The following is an 18,982-nucleotide window of genomic DNA, read 5'->3' as shown; positions in this document are numbered from 1 at the left end:
AGCTCCACTCTGCCGGGAGGTTCTCGTCACATCAGGGAAGCCAGATCAAACAACGTCCCTGGGCAGTACAACTAGATCGCGAATCCCAGGGCGCGCATCATGTCGCGGCCGTCGTCCGTGATCCGCTCGGGACCCCACGGCGGCATCCAGACCCAGTTGATCCGGAACCGCTCGACCACGTTGTCCAGCGCCTGCGCGGTCTGCTCCTCGAGCACGTCCGTCAGCGGGCAGCCGGCGCTGGTCAGCGTCATGTGGATCACGAGCGCGTCGTTCTCCTCGTCCCAGGCGAGATCGTAGATGAGGCCGAGGTCCACGACGTTGACCCCGAGCTCGGGGTCCATGACGTCCTTGAGGGCCTCGGTGACCTCGTCGTACTTCTCCGGGGTGAGGGTCGCGGTCATGTCTCCAGCCTACGCTTCGATGGGCTCGCCGGGCGCGAAGTAGCCCTCGTAGCCCTCGCTCTCGAGGCGCTCGGCCAGCTCGGGGCCGCCCTCCTCGACGATCTCGCCCTTGACCATGACGTGCACGAAGTCGGGCTTGATGTAGCGCAGGATGCGCGTGTAGTGCGTGATGAGCAGGACACCGAGGCCGGTGTTCTCCTTGGCGCGGTTGACGCCCTCCGAGACCACCTTGAGCGCGTCGACGTCCAGACCCGAGTCGGTCTCGTCCAGGATCGCCAGCTGCGGCTTGAGCAGCTCGAGCTGGAGGATCTCGTGGCGCTTCTTCTCGCCGCCCGAGAAGCCCTCGTTGACGTTGCGCTGCGCGAACTTGTCATCCATGCGCAGGTTCTTCATGCCCTGCTTGACGTCCTTCGTCCACGTGCGCAGCGACGGCGCCTCGCCGTCGATCGCGGTCTTGGCGGTGCGCAGGAAGTTCGTCACGGTGACGCCCGGGATCTCGACCGGGTACTGCATCGCGAGGAACAGGCCGGCGCGGGCGCGCTCGTCGACGCTCATCTCGAGGACGTCCTCGCCGTCGAGCGTGATGGTGCCGCCCGTCACGGTGTACTTGGGGTGGCCCGCGATGGTCGACGCGAGCGTCGACTTGCCCGAGCCGTTGGGGCCCATGATCGCGTGCGTCTCGCCGGAGCGGACGGTGAGGTTCACGCCGTTCAGGATGGGCGTCGTGCCTTCTTCGGTCTCCACCGTGACGTGGAGGTCGCGGATCTCGAGGACAGCCATGGTCAGATTTCCTTCTTCAGCGTGGGGTCGATGAGCACGTCGTCTCCGTCGATCTCGACGACGAAGACCGGGACGGGCTCGTAAGCGGGGAGGTTGAGGGGCTTGCCGGTGCGCAGCGAGAACGCCGAGCCGTGGGCCCAGCACTCGAGCGTGTCGCCCTCGACGAAGCCCTCCGACAGGGAGATGTCGCCGTGCGTGCAGGTGTCGCCGATCGCGTGCACCTCACCGGCCGAGTCGAGCACGACCGCGATCGCGACGCCGTCGACCTCGACCTTCAGCGGGGTGTCCTGCTCGAGCTCGCTCAGCGCGCACACGCGCGTGGCGCTCACGCGGCGGCTCCGTCCGGAGTCGCCGCCAGCTCCTTCTCGATGAGCGCCGTCAGCTCCTCCTCCAGGGAGGGGATGCCGATCTTCTGGACGGTCTCGGCGAGGAAGCCCAGGACCACCAGGCGACGCGCCTCCTCCTCGGAGATGCCGCGCGCCTGCAGGTAGAAGAGCTGCTCGTCGTCGAAGCGGCCGGTGGCCGACGCGTGGCCGGCGCCCTTGATGTCGCCCGTCTGGATCTCGAGGTTCGGGATCGAGTCGGCGCGCGCGCCGTTGGTCAGCACCAGGTTGCGGTTGGCCTCGTAGGAGTCGGTGCCGGTCGCGTCCGGGCCGATCAGCACGTCGCCGATCCACACGGTGCGGGCGCTCTCGCCCTGGAGCGCGCCCTTGTAGAGCACGTCGCCCGTGGTCTCGACGCCCTTGTGGTGCAGGTACACCTGGCTCTCGAGGTGCTGGCCGGCGTCGCTGTAGGCCAGGCCGTACATCTCGCCGTTGGAGCCGGCGCCCGCGAGCTCCAGGTTCGGGTTCACGCGCACGACGCCGCCGCCGAAGCTGACGACGATGTGGCGCACCGAGGCGTCGCGGTCGACGCGCGCCTGGTGGGAGGCCGCGTGGATCGCGTCGTCGTCCCACTGCTGCACGGTCACGACCGTGACGTTCGAGCCGTCGCGCGCGATGATCTCGACGTTCTGCGCGTACTGCGCGGAGCCGGCGTGCCGCAGCACGACGGTCGCCTTGCTGTGCTCGAGCGCCTCGATGACGATGTGGCCGTCCGCGCGGCGGTCGGCGCCGAGGCCCGTGAACTGCACCACGATCGGCTCTGCCACCTCCTCCTCGCGCGGGATGCGCACGTGGAGGGCCTCGGTCGCGCCCTGCCAGGCGAGCGCCGCCGGCAGGTCCTCGGGGATGAAGAACTCCCCGCGCGGCGCCTGGCCGGCCGCGAGCGGCGCGCCGACGTACTGCGCGCCAGACACGACCTCGGCGGTCACGCCGTCGTTCGCGGCCGCCGCCGCGAACAGCGGCTTGAGGCGCGCCACCGGCGCGTGCTTCCAGTTGACCTCGCGGCCGGTGGGCACGCCGAAGTCGGCGGGCTCGTACGAGCGGAGGCGCTCCGAGCGGGTCTGCACCGGCACGGTCACCCCGGCGACCTGCGCCGCGGGGTCCACGTGGGCGTGCTCGTCCTGCGCCGCAACCGGCGCCGTCGTCGACGTCGTCATCTAGCCGACCGATCCTTCCATGCCCATCTCGATGAGCTTGTTCAGCTCGAGGGCGTACTCCATGGGCAGCTCGCGCGCGATCGGCTCGATGAAGCCGCGCACGATCATCGCCATCGCCTCGTCCTCGGGGAGGCCGCGGCTCATCAGGTAGAACAGCTGCTCCTCGCTGACCTTCGAGACCGTGGCCTCGTGGCCGAGCTGCACGTCGTCCACGCGGATGTCGATCGCGGGGTACGTGTCGGAGCGCGAGATCGTGTCGACCAGCAGCGCGTCGCAGCGGACCGTGTTGGCCGAGTGGTGCGCGTTGGCGTCCACCCGCACCTCGCCGCGGTAGCCGGCGCGGCCGCCGCCGCGGGCGATCGACTTGGAGACGATCGACGACTGCGTGTACGGCGCCATGTGGATCATCTTGGCGCCGGCGTCCTGGTGCTGGCCGGGGCCCGCGAACGCGACCGAGAGCGTCTCGCCCTTGGCGTGCTCGCCCATCAGGAAGATCGACGGGTACTTCATCGTGACCTTGGAGCCGATGTTGCCGTCGATCCACTCCATCGTCGCGCCCTCGTGCGCCACGGCGCGCTTGGTGACGAGGTTGTAGACGTTGTTCGACCAGTTCTGGATCGTCGTGTAGCGCACGCGGGCGTTCTTCTTCACGATGATCTCGACGACGGCCGAGTGCAGCGAGTCGCTCTTGTAGATCGGGGCGGTGCAGCCCTCGATGTAGTGGACGTAGGAGCCCTCGTCCGCGATGATCAGGGTCCGCTCGAACTGGCCCATGTTCTCGGTGTTGATGCGGAAGTACGCCTGCAGCGGGATCTCGACGTGCACGCCCTTGGGCACGTACACGAACGAGCCGCCCGACCACACGGCCGTGTTCAGCGCGGCGAACTTGTTGTCGCCGGCGGGGATGACCGTGCCGAAGTACTCCTCGAAGAACTCCGGGTGCTCGCGCAGCGCGGTGTCGGTGTCCATGAAGATGACGCCCTGAGCCTCCAGGTCCTCGCGGATCTGGTGGTAGACGACCTCGGACTCGTACTGCGCCGCCACTCCGGCGACGAGGCGCTGGCGCTCCGCCTCGGGGATGCCGAGCTTCTCGTACGTGTTGCGGATGTCCTCGGGGAGGTCCTCCCACGACTGTGCCTGCTTCTCGGTGGAGCGCACGAAGTACTTGATGTTGTCGAAGTCGATCTCGCTGAGGTCCGCGCCCCAGGTCGGCATCGGCTTCTTCTCGAACAGGCTCAGGCCCTTCAGACGGGTCTTGAGCATCCATTCGGGCTCGCTCTTGAGCGCGGAGATGTCGCGCACGACGGCCTCCGTGAGGCCGCGCTTGGCGCTCGCGCCGGCGGCGTCGGGATCGTGCCAGCCGAACTCGTACACCCCCAGACCTTCGAGCTCGGGGCGGTCGATCAGCACATCGGACATGACGTCACACTCTCCTCTTAGGCCGCAGACGGTGTCAGCCGCTCCAGCGGCGCGAGCCGATCGGATCCGCGCGAGCCGCCGTGGTGGGGCCTTCATACGAGACGCGAAGGTGTCGCGCCTAGACTGTGGGCGGTGCGGCGAGACTCTCGCGCGCATCCGCGTCACCACCTTCGATTCTACAGGTTCCGCCCCTCACCGGGCCGCGCCGGCCCCGCTTCACGGGGTACCGCCAGGAGGCCTCCTCGCCATGTCCGCCGCCACCGCAGCCCCCGTCACCGGCCCCGTCCCGGCCTCTCCGCGCACCGCCGCCGTGGCGGATCGCCTGCTGCGCGTGCTGGCGTGGCTGTCGTTCCTGGCGGAGACGACCATCATCGGCACGGGCGGTGCGGTGCGGCTGACCGGCTCGGGACTCGGCTGCTCGGAGTGGCCGCTCTGCACCCCCGACTCGCTCGTCCCGACGGAGGAGCTGGGCATCCACGGCTTCATCGAGTTCGGCAACCGCACCATGACGGGCGTCGTGGGCCTGCTCGCGCTGGCCGTCCTGATCGTCACGCTGCGCCGCGCACGCGCTCGCCGCGACCTCGCGGTGCTGGCCTGGATCGTGCTGGGCGGCGTCGCCGCGCAGGCCGTGGTGGGCGGCGTCACCGTGTGGACCGGGCTGAACCCGTTCATCGTCGGCTTCCACTACGTCGCGTCTCTCCTGCTGGTGTGCACGACCGCCGCGTACCTGGTGCGGATGCACGAGGCCCCTGGGCCCCGCGAGCGCGCGGTGCCCGCGTGGTTCGCGATCCTGACGCATGTGACGTCGCTCGCGCTCGCGGCCACGATCCTCTTCGGCGTCCTGACCACGGCGAACGGCCCGCACTCCGGCGACGCGAACGTGATCCGCACGGGCTTCGACGCCACGGTGCTCGCGCACGTGCACTCGTGGCCGGGGTACATCCTGCTCGCGCTGGTCGTCGCGCTCGTGATCGCGGCCGCCGCGCTGCGCCTTCGCCCGCTCCCCTGGCTCGCGGCGCTGCTGGCGGTCATCGCCGTGCAGGTCGTCGTCGGGATCGTCCAGGCGCGCACGGACCTCCCCGCGCTGCTGGTGGGCGTCCACATGGTGCTGGCCGCCCTGTCCGCGGCGGCGTTCACCGTGGTCGTGCTGCGCCTGAAGCGGCCGGTGTCCGCCCCGGCGTGAGCACTCGGTCGGCGTTCATCCGTCGGCCACCTTCTCGTCTAAGGCGGAGGCCGACGCCGAGCTGGCCCGCGTGCGCGCCGCCGGCTTCGCCGGTCGCACCTGGTACGCGGGCTGGGACGGCAGCTCGGACGCCGCCGGTCACTGGCGCATCAACGTCCTCACGATCGATCCGCGGACGTTCCGCGGCGAGATCGGCGGCACGTACGGCCCGACGCTCGAGACGCGCGAGCGCACCACCTGGCTCGCGGCGCATGAGAACGCGACGGCGGCGGTCAACGCCGGCTTCTTCGTGTTCGACCCGGCCGCCGGAGCCGAGGGCGACCCCGCCGGCGCCGGCGTGTACGACGGCGAGCTCGTGTCGGAGACGATCGGCTCGCGGCCGGTGCTCGTCCTGGACGCGCACGCGGAGGGCACCGACATCACCCGCCCCGTCTGGGAGGGCAGCGTGCGGCTGCCGTCGGGCACGGCGACGCTCGACGGCCTCGACCGGGTCCCCGGCCTGATCCGCAACTGCGGCGGCCTCGGCGACGCGGCCACGGACCTGCCCCTGCACGACGTCACGTGCGCGTCGGCGCGGCCGTGCCCGTGACGCTGAAGCTGACGTCGGAGCGCGGCGCCGATCTCACCCAGCCGGGCATGTCCGTGATCAACGGCGGGCCGCTGCTGCTCGCCGACGGCGAGCACCGCATCACGCAGGCCGCCGACGGGATGGTCCACCCCGGCAACCCCTCGTTCCAGTACGGCTGGGTGCTGCAGCGCAACCCGCGCACGTTCGCGGGCGTGGATGCGGCGGGCCGCACCGTGCTCGTGACGGTGGACGGCCGCCAGGTCGGCGAGCTCGGCCTCTCCATCGCGGAGACGGCCGACGTGGCGAAGGCCCTGGGCCTGGTCGACGCGATCAACCTCGACGGCGGCGGCTCCACGGCCATGGTGATCGAGGACGTGCTGGTCTCGCACCCGTCGGACGCCGCGGGCGAGCGCGCGGTGGGCGACGCGATCTACATCCGCTGATTCCGACGGAGGGCCCGGGCGCTCGGCGCCCGGGCCCTCCGCGTTCCCGTCAAGGGGTCAGTCGCTGGTCGCGGTCGGGACGAGGATCCCGCGCGCGAGCGAGTGGAAGTGACGGTTGAACCCGAGGATCGCGGGGGTCGCATTCTCGGGCAGGTCCAGGTGCTCGACGTCCAGGGCGTCCACGACGAAGAAGTAGCGGTGCACCCCCGTGCCCGGCGGCGGGCCCGCGCCGATGTAGCCGCGGACGCCCTTCTCGTTCGGCAGGACGATGCCCGCGGGGGTCTCGCCCGTCGGGAACGACGAGACGTCCGCCGGGATGTCGTACACGGCCCAGTGCCAGAACCCGGAGCCGGTCGGCGCATCCGGGTCGAAGCACGACAGGGCGAACGACTTCGTGCCCTCCGGGGCACCCGACCAGCTCAGCTGCGGCGAGGTGTCGGAGCCGCCGCCGGCCGCTCCCCACTGCGCCTTCGGAAGCGGCTGGCCGTCGGCGATGTCGGTGCTGGTCAGCGTCAGCGGGGCGAAGTCGCGCAGGGTGGCCAGCTCGGCATACGGGTCGTAAGAGAACATGGGGCCTCCTTCCGCCGCCAGGCTAACGCGGCGCCCGGCGTCGGCGCACCCGGCCGCCGCGGGGCGCACAGGGGATCCATAGCGGGCGCATGGACGGCGCCTGGGCGGTCGGGTTCGACTGGCCCGATGAACACGAACGCATCCGTCAAGACCCGCACGTCCGCCCCGACCGCGTCCGCGCGACTGCGCCGCAGCGTCCCGTTCTGGATCCTGCTCGCCGGATCGGCGGGCGCGCTCGCCGCCGGACTCGCGCTGACGCTGCCGCGCATCGACACGATGACCGCCAAGCTGACCGACATGACCGCGACCGGCGTCGAGGTCTACGTCGGCCAGGCCTGGATCACCCTGGGCGCCGCGCTCGCCGGCGCGGGCGCGATCGGGCTCGCCCTCGCCCTGGCGCTCGCGGGCGCCGCGGCCCTCGTGCCCGCGCCCGCCCGCACGGACGACGCCGCGGAGGAGTGGACCGACGAGGCGCCGGACCAGGACGCCGCGCCCGAGGGCGCGGGGGCGGACGAGCCGGCGTACGCGGGCGCCCGCGCCTGACCGCTACGCGGCGCCGGCGGAGCCGATCCCCCGGCGCCGCGCCAGGTCGGCGATCGCGGTGACGAGGGCGACCGCGAGGAACCCCGCGACCGCCAGCATGCCGGCCGCGTACGCGTCGTGGTACACGACGATCGCGGCCGCGTGGCCGTTCTCGCGGTACACGGTCGCGTAGAACAGCGAGAGGGCGACGGCCGTGCCGATCGCGGTCCCGACCCGCTGACCCAGCTGGCCGACCGAACCCGCGACGCCCGCCTGCGACCGCGGCACCTCCTCGTACATCAGCGCCTGGTTCGGCGCGATGACGAACCCGGCACCCAGCCCGCCGATCACCATGACCGCCGCCATGATCCAGCCGACGTGCGCGGCCGGCGCGAGGAGCGCGGTGACGATCAGCGCCGCGACCGCGAGCAGCATCACCGCGAGCCCGAGCGCCACGAGACGCCGGCCGTGCCGGGCCACGAGTCGCCCGCCGGCCCACGAGGTGACCGCGCTCGAGAGCGCGAAGCCGACCGTCACGACCGCGGCCGAGAGCGCCGTCATCCGGACCCCGGTCTGCAGGAAGAGCGTCGTGACGAGGAACATCGCCGGCATGCCGCTGAAGTACGCGGCCCCCACGATGGCGCCGTTGCGGAAGGCCGGGGCGCGGAACAGGTTCGCGGGCAGGAGGGGCGTGCGCCCGCGCGCGGCGTATCGCCGCTCCCACAGGATCAGCAGCCCCAGCAGCGCGGCGAAGGCCGCGAGCGCCCACCACCGCTCGGACGGGTCCTGCGGCGACCCCGTCGTCAGCAGGAACGGCAGCATGAGCGCCACCACCACCCCGCCGAACAGCACGATGCCGACCGGGTCCAGGTCGAGGCGCCGCGCCCCGCCGTCCGACCGCGGCAGCAGCCGCAGCGCGAAGACGATCGCCGCGAGGCAGAGCGGCACGTTCATCCAGAAGATGCCGCGCCAGCCGTCCTGCTCGCCGCCCGCCGCGACGAACAGGCCGCCGACGAGCGGCCCGAACGCGGTCGCCAGCCCGATCGTCGCCCCGAACATCCCGAACGCGCGGCCCTGCGCCGCACCGCGGAAGAGCTGCTGGATGAGCCCCATCACCTGCGGCATGTGGATGCCGGCCGCGACGCCCTGCAGCAGGCGCCCCGCGAGAAGAACCTCGGCGTTCGGCGCGAGTCCGCACAGCGCGCTCGCGACCGTGAACAGCGACAGGCCGGCGACGAGCAGGGCGCGTCGCGAGCGCTGGTCGCCGAGCCGGCCCATGGGCACCATCAGCAGCGCGAGCGCGAGCACATAGCCGGACACGACCAGCTGCAGCTCGGTCGGGCCGGCCTCGAGCCCCTGCTCGATCGACGGCAGCGCGACGTTGACCTTCGTCAGATCGAGGATCGTGATGCTCGCGACGCCGGCGCACACCCAGAACGCGGGCCAGGGGCGCGCGTCCGCGTGCTCGGGACCGCTCACGTCAGAACGGCAGCAGCGGGTCGATCGCGACGGCGACGAAGACGAGCGTCAGGTAGGTGATCGAGGCGTGGAAGACGCGCATGGGTCCCGCGACCTCGCCGCGGACCGTGCGGGTGTAGAGGCGGTGCGACTCGTACAGGAACCAGCCGCCGAACACGAGGGCCGACACCGTGTACACCAGCCCCATGCCCGCGACCGGGATCAGCAGCAGCGAGCAGACGACCGTGGCCCACGCGTACAGGATGATCTGCAGCCCGACCTGCGCGCCCGAGCGCGTGGCGCCGAGCATCGGCACGTCGACGTTCTCGTACTGGTCGCTGTACTTCATCGACAGCGGCCAGTAGTGCGGCGGGGTCCACAGGAACACCAGGGCGAACAGGATGAACGGGGCCCAGTCGAGCGAGTTCGCGACCGCGGCCCAGCCGATCAGCACCGGGAAGCAGCCCGCGATGCCGCCCCAGACGATGTTCTGCTCCGTGCGGCGCTTGAGGATCATCGTGTAGATCACGACGTAGAAGAAGATCGCGAAGGCCGACAGGAACGCCGTGAGCGGGTTCGTGGTGAGCAGGAACCACGCGGTCGACACGATCGCGAGCGTCCACGCGAACACCAGCGCACTGCGCGGCGAGATCTCGCCCGTCACGATGGGCCGGTTCTCGGTGCGCTGCATGTGCGCGTCGATGTCGCGATCGAGGTACATGTTGAACGCCGCGGCGGCGCCGGCGCTCAGCGAGCCGCCGATCACGGTCGCCAGCACGAGCCACAGGTTCGGCAGGCCGCCCGCGGCGAGGAACATGACCGGCACGGTCGAGACCAGCAGCAGCTCCAGCACGCGCGGCTTGGTCAGCGCCACGTAGGCGCGGATCCGGCGCCCCAGGCCGCTCCTCGTCGTGCGGTCGGCGCCGACGGTCGTCGTGGCCATGCCTCTCCTCCCCGCGCCGTGCTTCCGTGCCCGTGCGCGCAGAGGCACAGGCCCCCTCAGTCTAGGGCATCCGTACCCCGCGACCCGGCCGCCGCCGCGCTTCCCCGACGCGTCCTCACGACCGCGGATCGCCGCCCGTGAGCGGAGCGACACATGCGCGTCACGGCCCCGTCTCCGAGCAGGCGATCGACTGTGTCACGCTCCGTCACGGAGCACGTTCCCGGCTCCTGGCCCGGCGCTATGCTGGGGTCACACGCGCGCCCAGCGCCGGTTGCTTCACCCCGTGCACAGCCCACGGTCCTGCCGAGCGGCCCGCTCGGGCGCACCCCCACCACGAAAGGGCATCCGGTGACGGAACTGCGTTGGGATGAGATCGACAGGCGCGCCGTGGACACGGCCCGCGCACTTGCTGCGGACGCCGTGGAGAAGGTCGGCAACGGCCACCCGGGCACGGCGATGAGCCTCGCCCCCGCCGCCTACCTGCTGTACCAGCGCGTGATGCGCCACGACCCCGCGGACACGCGCTGGGTGGGTCGCGACCGTTTCATCCTCTCGGCCGGCCACTCGTCGCTGACCCAGTACGTGCAGCTGTACCTCGGCGGCTTCGGCCTCGAGCTCGACGACCTCAAGTCGCTGCGCACGTGGGGCTCGAAGACGCCGGGCCACCCGGAGTACGGGCACACCGACGGCGTCGAGATCACGACCGGCCCGCTGGGCCAGGGCCTCGCGTCGGCGGTCGGCTTCGCGTACGCCGCCCGCTACGAGCGCGGTCTGTTCGACCCCGAGGCGCCGGCGGGCGAGAGCCCGTTCGACCACTTCGTGTACGTGATCGCCGGCGACGGCGACCTCCAGGAGGGCGTGACGGCGGAGGCCGGCTCGCTCGCGGGCCACCAGCAGCTCGGCAACCTGATCGCGATCTACGACTCGAACCAGATCTCGATCGAGGACGACACCGACATCGCCTTCACCGAGGACGTCGCCAAGCGGTACGACGCCTACGGCTGGCACGTGCAGACGGTCGACTGGAAGAAGACCGGCGAGTACGTCGAGGACGTCGCCGCGCTCCACGCCGCGATCGAGGCCGCCAAGGCGGAGACGACCAAGCCGTCGCTCATCATCCTCAAGACGATCATCGGCTGGCCCTCGCCCGGCAAGCAGAACACCGGCAAGATCCACGGCTCGGCTCTGGGCGCCGACGAGCTGGCGGCGACCAAGAAGGTGCTGGGCTTCGACCCCGAGCAGCACTTCGTGGTCGCGGACGACGTGATCGCCCACACGCGCTCGCTCGCCGAGCGCGCCGCCGAGCAGCGCGCCGCGTGGCAGGTGTCGTTCGACGCCTGGGCCGCCGCGAACCCCGAGCGCAAGGCGCTGTTCGACCGCCTGCACGCGGGCGAGCTGCCCGAGGGCGTCGCGGACGCGCTGCCCGTGTTCGAGGCGGGCAAGGACGTCTCGACGCGCGCCGCGTCGGGCCAGGTCATCAACGCGCTCGCGGGCGTGCTCCCCGAGCTGTGGGGCGGATCGGCGGACCTCGCCGAGTCGAACCTCACGACGATCAAGGGCGCCAAGTCGTTCGTGCCCGCCAAGTGGTCGACGCACGAGTGGAGCGGCGACCCCTACGGCCGCGTGCTGCACTTCGGCATCCGCGAGCACGCCATGGGCGCGATCGTCAACGGCATCGTGCTGCACGGCCCGACCCGCGCGTTCGGCGGCACGTTCCTGATCTTCAGCGACTACATGCGCCCGGCCGTCCGCCTGGCCGCGCTGATGAACATCCCCAGCATCTTCGTCTGGACGCACGACTCGGTGGCGCTGGGCGAGGACGGCCCGACCCACCAGCCGATCGAGCAGCTCGCGACGCTCCGCGCGATCCCGAACTTCACGGTCGTGCGCCCCGCGGACGCGAACGAGACCGGCGTGGTGTGGCTCGAGATGCTGCGCCGCCGCGGCGGCCCCGCCGGCATCGCGCTGACGCGTCAGAACATCGCGGTGTTCGAGCGCGGCGAGGGCGAGGCCTCGGGCGACGTGTTCGCGTCGGCCCAGGGCGCCGCCAAGGGCGCGTATGTGCTGGCCGAGGCCCCGAACGGCACCCCGGACGTGATCCTGATCGCCACCGGCTCCGAGGTGCAGCTGGCCGTCAAGGCCCGCGAGACCCTGGCCGCCGAGGGCGTGAACGCCCGCGTCGTGTCGGCCCCGTCGCTCGAGTGGTTCGCCGAGCAGGACGAGGCGTACCGCGAGAGCGTGCTGCCCTCGTCGGTCAAGGCGCGCGTGTCGGTCGAGGCCGGCTCCGCGCTCACGTGGCGCGGCATCGTCGGCGACGCCGGCCGCTCGGTCGCGATCGACCACTTCGGCGCCTCCGCCGACTACAAGACCCTGTTCGAGAAGTTCGGCATCACCGCCGAGGCCGTCGTCGAGGCGGCGCGCGAGACCCTCAAGGAGAACGCATGACCTCCCCCACCGCCGCCCTCGCCGCTCAGGGCGTCAGCATCTGGCTCGACGATCTGTCGCGCCAGCGCATCACCTCCGGCAACCTGGCCGAGCTGATCGCCGAGAAGAACGTCACGGGCGTCACGACGAACCCGACGATCTTCCAGGGCGCGATCAGCGCGCACATCGGCTACGAGGAGGCCGTCGCGGCCCAGGCCGCCGCCGGCGCGACCGCCGACGAGGCGATCTTCGCGCTCACCACCACCGACGTGCGCGACGCGTGCGACATCTTCCGCCCCGTCTACGACGCCACGAACGGCGTCGACGGCCGCGTGTCGATCGAGGTCTCCCCCGACCTCGCGCACGACACCGAGGCCACGATCGCCCAGGCCAAGGAGCTGCACGCCGCGGTCGGCCGCGAGAACGTGCTGATCAAGATCCCCGCCACCAAGGCCGGCCTGCCGGCGATCACCGAGGTGATCGGCGCGGGCATCAGCGTCAACGTCACGCTCATCTTCAGCCTCGAGCGCTACGACGCGGTCATCGACGCGTACCTCGCGGGCCTCGAGAAGGCGCGCGAGGCGGGCATCGACCTCTCGGGCATCCACTCGGTCGCGTCGTTCTTCGTCTCGCGCGTGGACACCGAGGTCGACAAGCGCCTCGCGGCGATCGGGACCGACGAGGCCAAGGCGCTCGCGGCCCAGGCCGGCCTCGCCAACGCGCGCCTCGCGTACGAGCTGTACGAGAAGCGCTTCGCCGAGGACCGCGCCAAGGAGCTCCTCGCCGCCGGCGCCAACGTGCAGCGTCCGCTGTGGGCGTCCACCGGCGTCAAGGACCCCGCGCTGCCCGACACGCTGTACGTCACGGGCCTCGTCGCGCCCGGCACGGTCAACACGATGCCCGAGAAGACGCTCGAGGCGACGTTCGACCACGCCGAGGTCACGGGCGACACCGTCACGGGCGCGTACGCCGAGGCGCACGAGCTGTTCGAGAAGCTGGCGGCCGTGGGCGTCGACTTCGCCGACGTGACGCAGGTGCTCGAGGACGAGGGTGTCGCCAAGTTCATCGCCTCGTGGCACGACCTGCAGGCGACCGTCGCCGGCGCGCTGAAGGCCGCGGCGAAGGGGTCGGACGCGTGACGTTCTCCATCCGCGTCTCGGGCGACGCCGAGGCGGCCGTCGCCGCGCACCTGCCGACGCTCATCGGCGACTACGTGGCGTCGAGAATCACCAACCTCGACCCCACCCTGTGGGGCCCGGAAGCCGAGGACGAGGCGTCCAAGCGCCTCGGGTGGGTGCAGGCCGTCTCGGTCTCCCGCCCGCTCGTCCCCGAGATCGTCGCGTTGCGCGAGGAGCTCGCCGCCAAGGGAGTGGACCGCTTCGTGCTCGCGGGCATGGGCGGCTCGTCGCTCGCGCCCGAGGTCATCACCCAGACGGCGGGCGTCGAACTCACCATCCTGGACTCGACCGCCCCGGGCCAGGTGCTCGCGGCCCTGGACGGCGGCCTCGAGCGCACCGCGCTCGTGGTGTCGTCGAAGTCGGGCTCGACCGTCGAGACCGACTCGCAGCGCCGCGCCTTCGAGGCGGCGTTCCGCGACCTGGGCATCGACCCCGCGGAGCGGATCATCGTGGTCACCGACCCGGGATCGCCGCTGGACGAGTCGGCGCGCGCCGCGGGCTACCGCGTGTTCAACGCCGACCCCACGGTCGGCGGCCGCTACTCGGCGCTGACGGCCTTCGGCCTGGTGCCGTCGGGTCTCGCCGGCGCGGACATCGCCGAGCTGCTGGACGAGGCCGAGGCCTCGCTCCTCGAGGTCGCGATCGACGCCCCGGAGAACCCCGCCCTGGTGCTCGGTGCCGCGATCGCCGGCACCCTGACGCCGGACGGGTCCGCACGCCGCGACAAGCTGGGCCTGATCACGGACGGCACCCACATCGTGGGCCTGCCCGACTGGATCGAGCAGCTCATCGCCGAGTCCACCGGCAAGGAGGGCACGGGCATCCTGCCCGTCGTGCTGCTGCCGGTCTCGCCCGAGCTCGAGAGCAAGCCCGCCGACCTGCAGATCGTCCGCCTGGTCGACGACGCCGACGAAGTCGAGCACCGTCACCCGGGCGAGATCCTCGTGAGCGGCACGCTGGGCGCACAGCTCGTGGTGTGGGAGTACGCGACCGCGATCGCCGGCCGCATGCTGGGCATCAACCCGTTCGACCAGCCCGACGTGGAGTCGGCCAAGGTCGCGGCGCGAGGTCTGCTGGACGCACGTCCCGAGCCGGTCGCCCCGGCCTTCGTGGAGGCCGGCGTCGAGGTGCGCGTGAGCGACCCGGCGCTGGCCGAGAGCGGCACCATCCAGGGCGTCCTCGACGCGCTGTGGGCGACGCTCCCCGCCGACGGCTACGTCTCCATCCAGGCGTACGTGAACCGCCTCGAGGTGCCGCAGCTGCAGGGCCTGCGCGAGATGGTCGCGGCCGATTCCGGCCGCCCCACCACGTTCGGCTGGGGCCCGCGCTTCCTGCACTCGACCGGTCAGTACCACAAGGGCGGTCCGGCGCAGGGCGTGTTCCTGCAGATCACCGAGCGCACCGAGACCGACGTCGAGATCCCGGGCCGTCCGTTCACGTTCGGCCAGCTGATCGAGGCGCAGGCCGCGGGCGACGCCACGGTGCTCGCCGAGCACGGCCGTCCGGTCGTCACGCTGACGCTCGCCGACCCGCAGGCCGACGTGCTCGCGCTGTTCGAGGCGGCCCAGTGACGGTCGAGGTCTCCCGTGGCGTGAACCCGCTGCGCGATCCGGGCGACCGTCGCCTCAACCGCATCGCCGGGCCCAGCGCGCTCGTGATCTTCGGCGTGACGGGCGACCTGTCGCGCAAGAAGCTCATGCCGGCCGTGTACGACCTGGCCAACCGCGGCCTGCTGCCCCCGGGCTTCGCGCTCGTCGGGTTCGCGCGCCGCGACTGGGAGGACCAGGACTTCGCGCAGGTCGTCCAGGATGCCGTCAAGCAGTACGCGCGCACCGAATACCGCGAGGAGACCTGGCAGCAGCTCGCGGCGGGCATCCGGTTCGTCCAGGGCGAGTTCGACGACCCCGAGGCGTTCCGGCGCCTGCGGGAGACGGTCGACCGCCTGGACGTCGAGCGCGGCACGATGGGGAACCACGCGTTCTACCTGTCGATCCCGCCGAAGGCGTTCCCCGTCGTCGCGCAGCAGCTGCTCGACTCGGGCCTCGTCGACGACAAGCCGGACGACGACCGCTGGCGCCGCGTCGTGATCGAGAAGCCGTTCGGGCACGACCTGGCGTCGGCCCGGGAGCTGAACGACGCGCTCGAGGCCGCGTTCCCCGCCGACTCGATCTTCCGGATCGATCACTACCTCGGCAAGGAGACGGTCCAGAACATCCTGGCCATGCGCTTCGCCAACGAGCTGTACGAGCCGATCTGGAATCGCAACCACATCGACCACGTGCAGATCACGATGGCCGAGGACATCGGCGTGGGCGGCCGTGCCGGCTACTACGACGGCGTCGGCGCGGCACGCGACGTGATCCAGAACCACCTGCTGCAGCTGCTCGCGCTCACCGCGATGGAGGAGCCCATCAGCCTCTCCGCCGAGCACCTGCGCGCCGAGAAGGAGAAGGTGCTGGCCGCCGTGCGGCTGCCCGAGGACCTCTCCACGGCGACCGCGCGCGGGCAGTACGCGGGCGGATGGCAGGGCGGCGAGAAGGTCGTCGGCTTCCTCGAGGAGGAGGGCATGAGCCCCGACTCCACGACGGAGACCTACGCGGCCATCAAGCTCGAGATCGCCACGCGCCGCTGGGCGGGCGTGCCGTTCTACGTGCGCACGGGCAAGCGCCTGGGCCGCCGCGTGACCGAGATCGCGGTCGTGTTCAAGCGCGCGCCCGAGCACCTGTTCTCGCGCAGCCAGACGTCCGAGCTGGGTCAGAACGCGCTCGTCATCCGCGTGCAGCCCGACGAGGGCGTCACGATCCGCTTCGGCTCCAAGGTGCCCGGCAACGGCACCCAGGTGCGCGACGTCACGATGGACTTCGGCTACGGCCACGCGTTCACCGAGGCGAGCCCCGAGGCCTACGAGCGCCTCATCCTGGACGTCCTGCTGGGCGACCCGCCGCTGTTCCCGCGGCACGAGGAGGTCGAGCTGTCCTGGCGCATCCTCGACCCCGTCGAGGAGTACTGGGCGTCGCAGGGCGGCCCGCTCGAGCAGTACGACTCCGGCTCGTGGGGCCCGCCCTCGGCGGACGCCCTGCTGGCCCGCGACGGACGCGTCTGGAGGCGCCCATGATCATCGACCTGCCCGACACCACGGTCAGCAAGGTCGCCCGACAGCTGGTCAGCACGCGCGAGGAGGGCGGCGCCGTCGCGCTCGGCCGCGTGCTCACCCTGGTCATCAAGTCGCACCGCGGCTTCGGCGAGGAGGCGATCGAGGCCGCGAACGACGCGTCGCGCGAGCACCCCATGCGCGTGATCGTGCTCGTGACCGACCCCGAGGGCGAGGCGCGCCTGGACGCGCAGATCCGCGTGGGCGGCGACGCCGGCGCGAGCGAGGTCATCGTGCTGCAGGCGTACGGCGACGCGGCGAGCAACGAGCAGACGCTCCTCACGGGCCTGCTCCTGCCCGACGCGCCGGTCGTCGCGTGGTGGCCCGACGAGCCGCCGGCGAGCCCGGGGACGTCGGCCCTCGGCCGCATCGCCCAGCGACGCATCACCGACACGTCGACCGCGCCGTACTCGTCCGACCGCCTCAGCCGCCTGGAGAGCTCCTACACGCCGGGCGACACGGATCTCGCGTGGACCCGCCTGACGCGCTGGCGCGAGCAGCTGGCGGCCGTGCTGGACCAGCCGCCGTACGAGCCGGTCACGGCCGTCTCGGTGCGCGGCGCGTCCACGTCGCCGTCGACCGCGCTGCTCGCGGCCTGGCTCGGTCTGGCGCTCGACCTCCCGGTCGACTGGCAGTACGAGGACCCGGACGTCTGGGACCACGGCATCCGCTCCGTGCGCCTGTCGCGCCCGAGCGGAGACATCGTGCTCGAACGCCAGACCGAGTCGACGGCGATGCTCACGCAGCCCGGTCAGCCGGACCACGAGCTGCACCTCCCCCGCCGCTCGCTGCGCGAGTGCATCGCGGAGGAGCTGCGCCGCCTCGACCCGGACGAGCTGTACGGCCGCGTGATCAGCGAGGGCTGGGCGCGCCTGGCCGAGCCGCGGGGGTCCGCATGACCGAGCGCCGCGTGGTCGTGCTGCCCGACAAGGCGCAGCTCGCCGAGGGCGTCGCGAACCGCTTCGTGGGCAAGCTCGCGCAGCTCACGCAGGAAGGCCGCACGGTCCACGTGTCGCTCACGGGCGGCTCGATGGGCTCCGCCGTGCTCGCCGCCACGGCGGAGCACGGCTGGGCGTCGAACATCGACTGGTCCCTCGTGCACTTCTGGTGGAGCGACGAGCGGTTCGTGCCGCGCGGCGACGCCGAGCGCAATGCGGGCCAGGCCCGCGCCGCGCTCCTGGACCGCATCGCCGTGCCGGCGGAGAACATCCACGAGCCCGCGTCGACCGACGACGGAGTCTCGCTGGACGAGGCCGCCGAGGCGTACGCCGCCGAGCTGGCGCGGTTCGGCACGGACGAGCGCCCCTGGCCGGAGTTCGACGTGTGCTTCCTCGGGGTCGGACCCGACGGGCACATCGCGTCCCTGTTCCCCGACCGCGGCGAGGTGCACGTGGCCGACCGGGCCGTCCTGCCCGTGCGCGAGTCCCCCAAGCCGCCGCCGGAGCGGATCACGTTCACGCGTCCCGTGATCAACTCGTCGGTGCGGATCTGGATGGTCGTCGCCGGCGCCGACAAGGCGTCCGCGCTGGGCCTGATGCTCGCGGGCGCCGGATACGCGAGCGTGCCGGCCGCGGGTGCGGAAGGCACGGCGCGCACGGTCGTGTTCGTCGACCAGGACGCGGCCGCGAACGTGCCCGAGGAGCTGATCGACCCGGACTACTGATCCGGAAGACGAGAAAGCCCCCGCCTCACGGCGGGGGCTTTCTCGTGCGTCTCACTGGCCGCGCTTCTCGCGGAGCTTCTGCAGCGCCTCGTCGAGCAGCTGCTCGGCCTCGTCGTCCGTCCGGCGCTCCTTCACGTAGGCGAGGTGCGTCTTGTACGGCTCGTTCTTCGCGACCTCCGGCGGGTTCTCCTTGTCGCGGCCCGCCGGCAGACCCGAGTGCGGGTGGTCGACGATGTCGGGGATCTCCTCCTCGGGCAGGCCGGCGGCGTAGTGGCGCACCGTCTCGTTGCCCAGGGCGTCCCAGTAACTCACCGAGATCCGGTCGGCGTGGTGCCCGTGGTCCTGCTCGCCCATGGGGCCCGAGCCGACGCGGGTGCCGCGGATCGCGTTGCCTCCGACCGCCACGTCAGATCACCTGGAACTTCGTGACGAGGCCGAGGCCGACGATCGAGAAGAACCACACCAGCGCGAGGACGACCGTGATGATGTTCAGGTTGCGCTCAGCGAGGCCGGAGGATCCCATCGCCTGTGACATGCCGCCGCCGAACATGTCGGACAGTCCGCCGCCGCGCCCCTTGTGGAGCAGGATCAGCAGCGTCAGCAGCAGGCTCGTGAGGCCGAGCAGCACCTGCAGGATGAATTCGATGATCTGCACGGAACAGGCCCTTTCGTGGGTGCGGAACTCGTTACCCGCACGAAGGTTCAGTATACGGGCCGCTCGGCGGCACCCCGGGAGCGG

General features: G+C 71.7%; 20 protein-coding genes. 10 read left to right on the top strand and 10 right to left on the bottom strand.

Features of this window, described 5'->3' with window-relative positions; translation table 11 throughout:
• Positions 1-71 precede the first annotated feature (71 nt).
• Genes ACYVGN_RS01500 through sufB form a run of 5 tightly spaced genes read right to left on the bottom strand, consistent with a single transcriptional unit; the run spans position 72 to position 4,140 of the window.
• Positions 72-401: a metal-sulfur cluster assembly factor gene (locus tag ACYVGN_RS01500; protein ID WP_460788306.1), complete on the bottom strand. Its 330-nt coding sequence runs from the start codon at positions 399-401 to the stop codon at positions 72-74.
• Positions 402-410: 9 nt separating this feature from the next.
• Positions 411-1,181, bottom strand: a complete 771-nt coding sequence (sufC, locus tag ACYVGN_RS01495) for a Fe-S cluster assembly ATPase SufC (RefSeq protein ID WP_055989401.1) — start codon at positions 1,179-1,181, stop codon at positions 411-413.
• Positions 1,182-1,183: 2 nt separating this feature from the next.
• Complete coding sequence (locus ACYVGN_RS01490) at positions 1,184-1,510, bottom strand: non-heme iron oxygenase ferredoxin subunit (RefSeq protein ID WP_055989404.1); 327 nt, start codon at positions 1,508-1,510, stop codon at positions 1,184-1,186.
• On the bottom strand, positions 1,507-2,721 hold the full coding sequence (gene sufD / locus ACYVGN_RS01485) for a Fe-S cluster assembly protein SufD (RefSeq protein ID WP_460788304.1): 1,215 nt from the start codon (positions 2,719-2,721) through the stop codon (positions 1,507-1,509). The genes ACYVGN_RS01490 and sufD overlap by 4 nt, the downstream gene beginning before the upstream one ends.
• Complete coding sequence (sufB, locus tag ACYVGN_RS01480; RefSeq protein ID WP_460788302.1) at positions 2,722-4,140, bottom strand: Fe-S cluster assembly protein SufB; 1,419 nt, start codon at positions 4,138-4,140, stop codon at positions 2,722-2,724. It abuts the gene before it with no gap.
• Between the two features lie 247 nt (positions 4,141-4,387).
• Here sufB and ACYVGN_RS01475 point away from each other — a divergent pair, with 247 nt between their 5' ends.
• From ACYVGN_RS01475 to ACYVGN_RS01465, 3 genes are all read left to right on the top strand, one after another.
• Positions 4,388-5,323, top strand: a complete 936-nt coding sequence (locus ACYVGN_RS01475) for a COX15/CtaA family protein (protein WP_460788300.1) — start codon at positions 4,388-4,390, stop codon at positions 5,321-5,323.
• 70 nt (positions 5,324-5,393) lie between these two features.
• Positions 5,394-5,912: a hypothetical protein gene (locus tag ACYVGN_RS01470; protein WP_460788299.1), complete on the top strand. Its 519-nt coding sequence runs from the start codon at positions 5,394-5,396 to the stop codon at positions 5,910-5,912.
• Positions 5,903-6,334, top strand: coding sequence for a phosphodiester glycosidase family protein (locus tag ACYVGN_RS01465; protein WP_460788297.1), 432 nt, complete (start codon positions 5,903-5,905; stop codon positions 6,332-6,334). The genes ACYVGN_RS01470 and ACYVGN_RS01465 overlap by 10 nt, the downstream gene beginning before the upstream one ends.
• 57 nt (positions 6,335-6,391) lie before the next feature.
• Here the strand turns inward: ACYVGN_RS01465 and ACYVGN_RS01460 are convergent, their stop codons facing one another.
• The gene (locus ACYVGN_RS01460) at positions 6,392-6,904 is read right to left on the bottom strand and encodes a YbhB/YbcL family Raf kinase inhibitor-like protein (protein WP_055989415.1); all 513 of its coding nucleotides are present in this window, start codon (positions 6,902-6,904) and stop codon (positions 6,392-6,394) included.
• A gap of 126 nt (positions 6,905-7,030) precedes the next feature.
• Here ACYVGN_RS01460 and ACYVGN_RS01455 point away from each other — a divergent pair, with 126 nt between their 5' ends.
• Positions 7,031-7,447 carry a dinucleotide-utilizing enzyme gene (locus ACYVGN_RS01455; RefSeq protein WP_460788295.1) on the top strand — a complete coding sequence of 139 codons (417 nt, stop codon included), beginning with the start codon at positions 7,031-7,033 and terminating at the stop codon, positions 7,445-7,447.
• Positions 7,448-7,450: 3 nt separating this feature from the next.
• On the opposite strand, the gene ACYVGN_RS01450 is transcribed toward ACYVGN_RS01455, so the two are convergent.
• Both ACYVGN_RS01450 and ACYVGN_RS01445 read right to left on the bottom strand, forming a co-directional pair.
• Positions 7,451-8,905 (bottom strand): MFS transporter, encoded by a 1,455-nt coding sequence (locus ACYVGN_RS01450; RefSeq protein ID WP_460788294.1) that lies wholly within the window; start codon positions 8,903-8,905, stop codon positions 7,451-7,453.
• 1 nt (position 8,906) lies between these two features.
• On the bottom strand, positions 8,907-9,827 hold the full coding sequence (locus tag ACYVGN_RS01445) for a heme o synthase (protein ID WP_460788292.1): 921 nt from the start codon (positions 9,825-9,827) through the stop codon (positions 8,907-8,909).
• A 348-nt stretch (positions 9,828-10,175) separates the two neighbouring features.
• Between ACYVGN_RS01445 and tkt the strand changes: the two genes are divergently transcribed.
• From tkt to pgl, 6 genes are read left to right on the top strand one after another with little or no spacing between them, the layout of a single operon-like run.
• On the top strand, positions 10,176-12,272 hold the full coding sequence (gene tkt / locus ACYVGN_RS01440; protein WP_460788290.1) for a transketolase: 2,097 nt from the start codon (positions 10,176-10,178) through the stop codon (positions 12,270-12,272).
• A complete protein-coding gene (gene tal, locus ACYVGN_RS01435) occupies positions 12,269-13,390 on the top strand; it encodes a transaldolase (protein ID WP_055989431.1) in 1,122 nt (373 codons plus the stop codon). The genes tkt and tal overlap by 4 nt, the downstream gene beginning before the upstream one ends.
• Complete coding sequence (locus tag ACYVGN_RS01430; protein ID WP_460788288.1) at positions 13,387-15,000, top strand: glucose-6-phosphate isomerase; 1,614 nt, start codon at positions 13,387-13,389, stop codon at positions 14,998-15,000. The genes tal and ACYVGN_RS01430 overlap by 4 nt, the downstream gene beginning before the upstream one ends.
• Positions 14,997-16,544, top strand: a complete 1,548-nt coding sequence (gene zwf / locus ACYVGN_RS01425; protein WP_134744974.1) for a glucose-6-phosphate dehydrogenase — start codon at positions 14,997-14,999, stop codon at positions 16,542-16,544. The genes ACYVGN_RS01430 and zwf overlap by 4 nt, the downstream gene beginning before the upstream one ends.
• On the top strand, positions 16,541-17,479 hold the full coding sequence (locus tag ACYVGN_RS01420) for a glucose-6-phosphate dehydrogenase assembly protein OpcA (RefSeq protein WP_460788285.1): 939 nt from the start codon (positions 16,541-16,543) through the stop codon (positions 17,477-17,479). Before zwf ends, ACYVGN_RS01420 begins: the two co-directional genes overlap by 4 nt.
• Complete coding sequence (gene pgl / locus ACYVGN_RS01415) at positions 17,476-18,243, top strand: 6-phosphogluconolactonase (RefSeq protein ID WP_055989443.1); 768 nt, start codon at positions 17,476-17,478, stop codon at positions 18,241-18,243. The genes ACYVGN_RS01420 and pgl overlap by 4 nt, the downstream gene beginning before the upstream one ends.
• Positions 18,244-18,294: 51 nt before the next feature.
• Here the strand turns inward: pgl and ACYVGN_RS01410 are convergent, their stop codons facing one another.
• Both ACYVGN_RS01410 and secG read right to left on the bottom strand, forming a co-directional pair.
• Positions 18,295-18,648, bottom strand: a complete 354-nt coding sequence (locus ACYVGN_RS01410) for an RNA polymerase-binding protein RbpA (RefSeq protein WP_055989446.1) — start codon at positions 18,646-18,648, stop codon at positions 18,295-18,297.
• Between the two features lies 1 nt (position 18,649).
• Positions 18,650-18,898, bottom strand: a complete 249-nt coding sequence (gene secG / locus ACYVGN_RS01405) for a preprotein translocase subunit SecG (RefSeq protein WP_055989449.1) — start codon at positions 18,896-18,898, stop codon at positions 18,650-18,652.
• Between the last annotated feature and the right edge of the window lie 84 nt (positions 18,899-18,982).

This window comes from Microbacterium lacusdiani (assembly GCF_054779895.1).
Note: the sequence above shows the minus strand (reverse complement) of the source record. Positions and strands in the feature narration are given on the sequence as shown.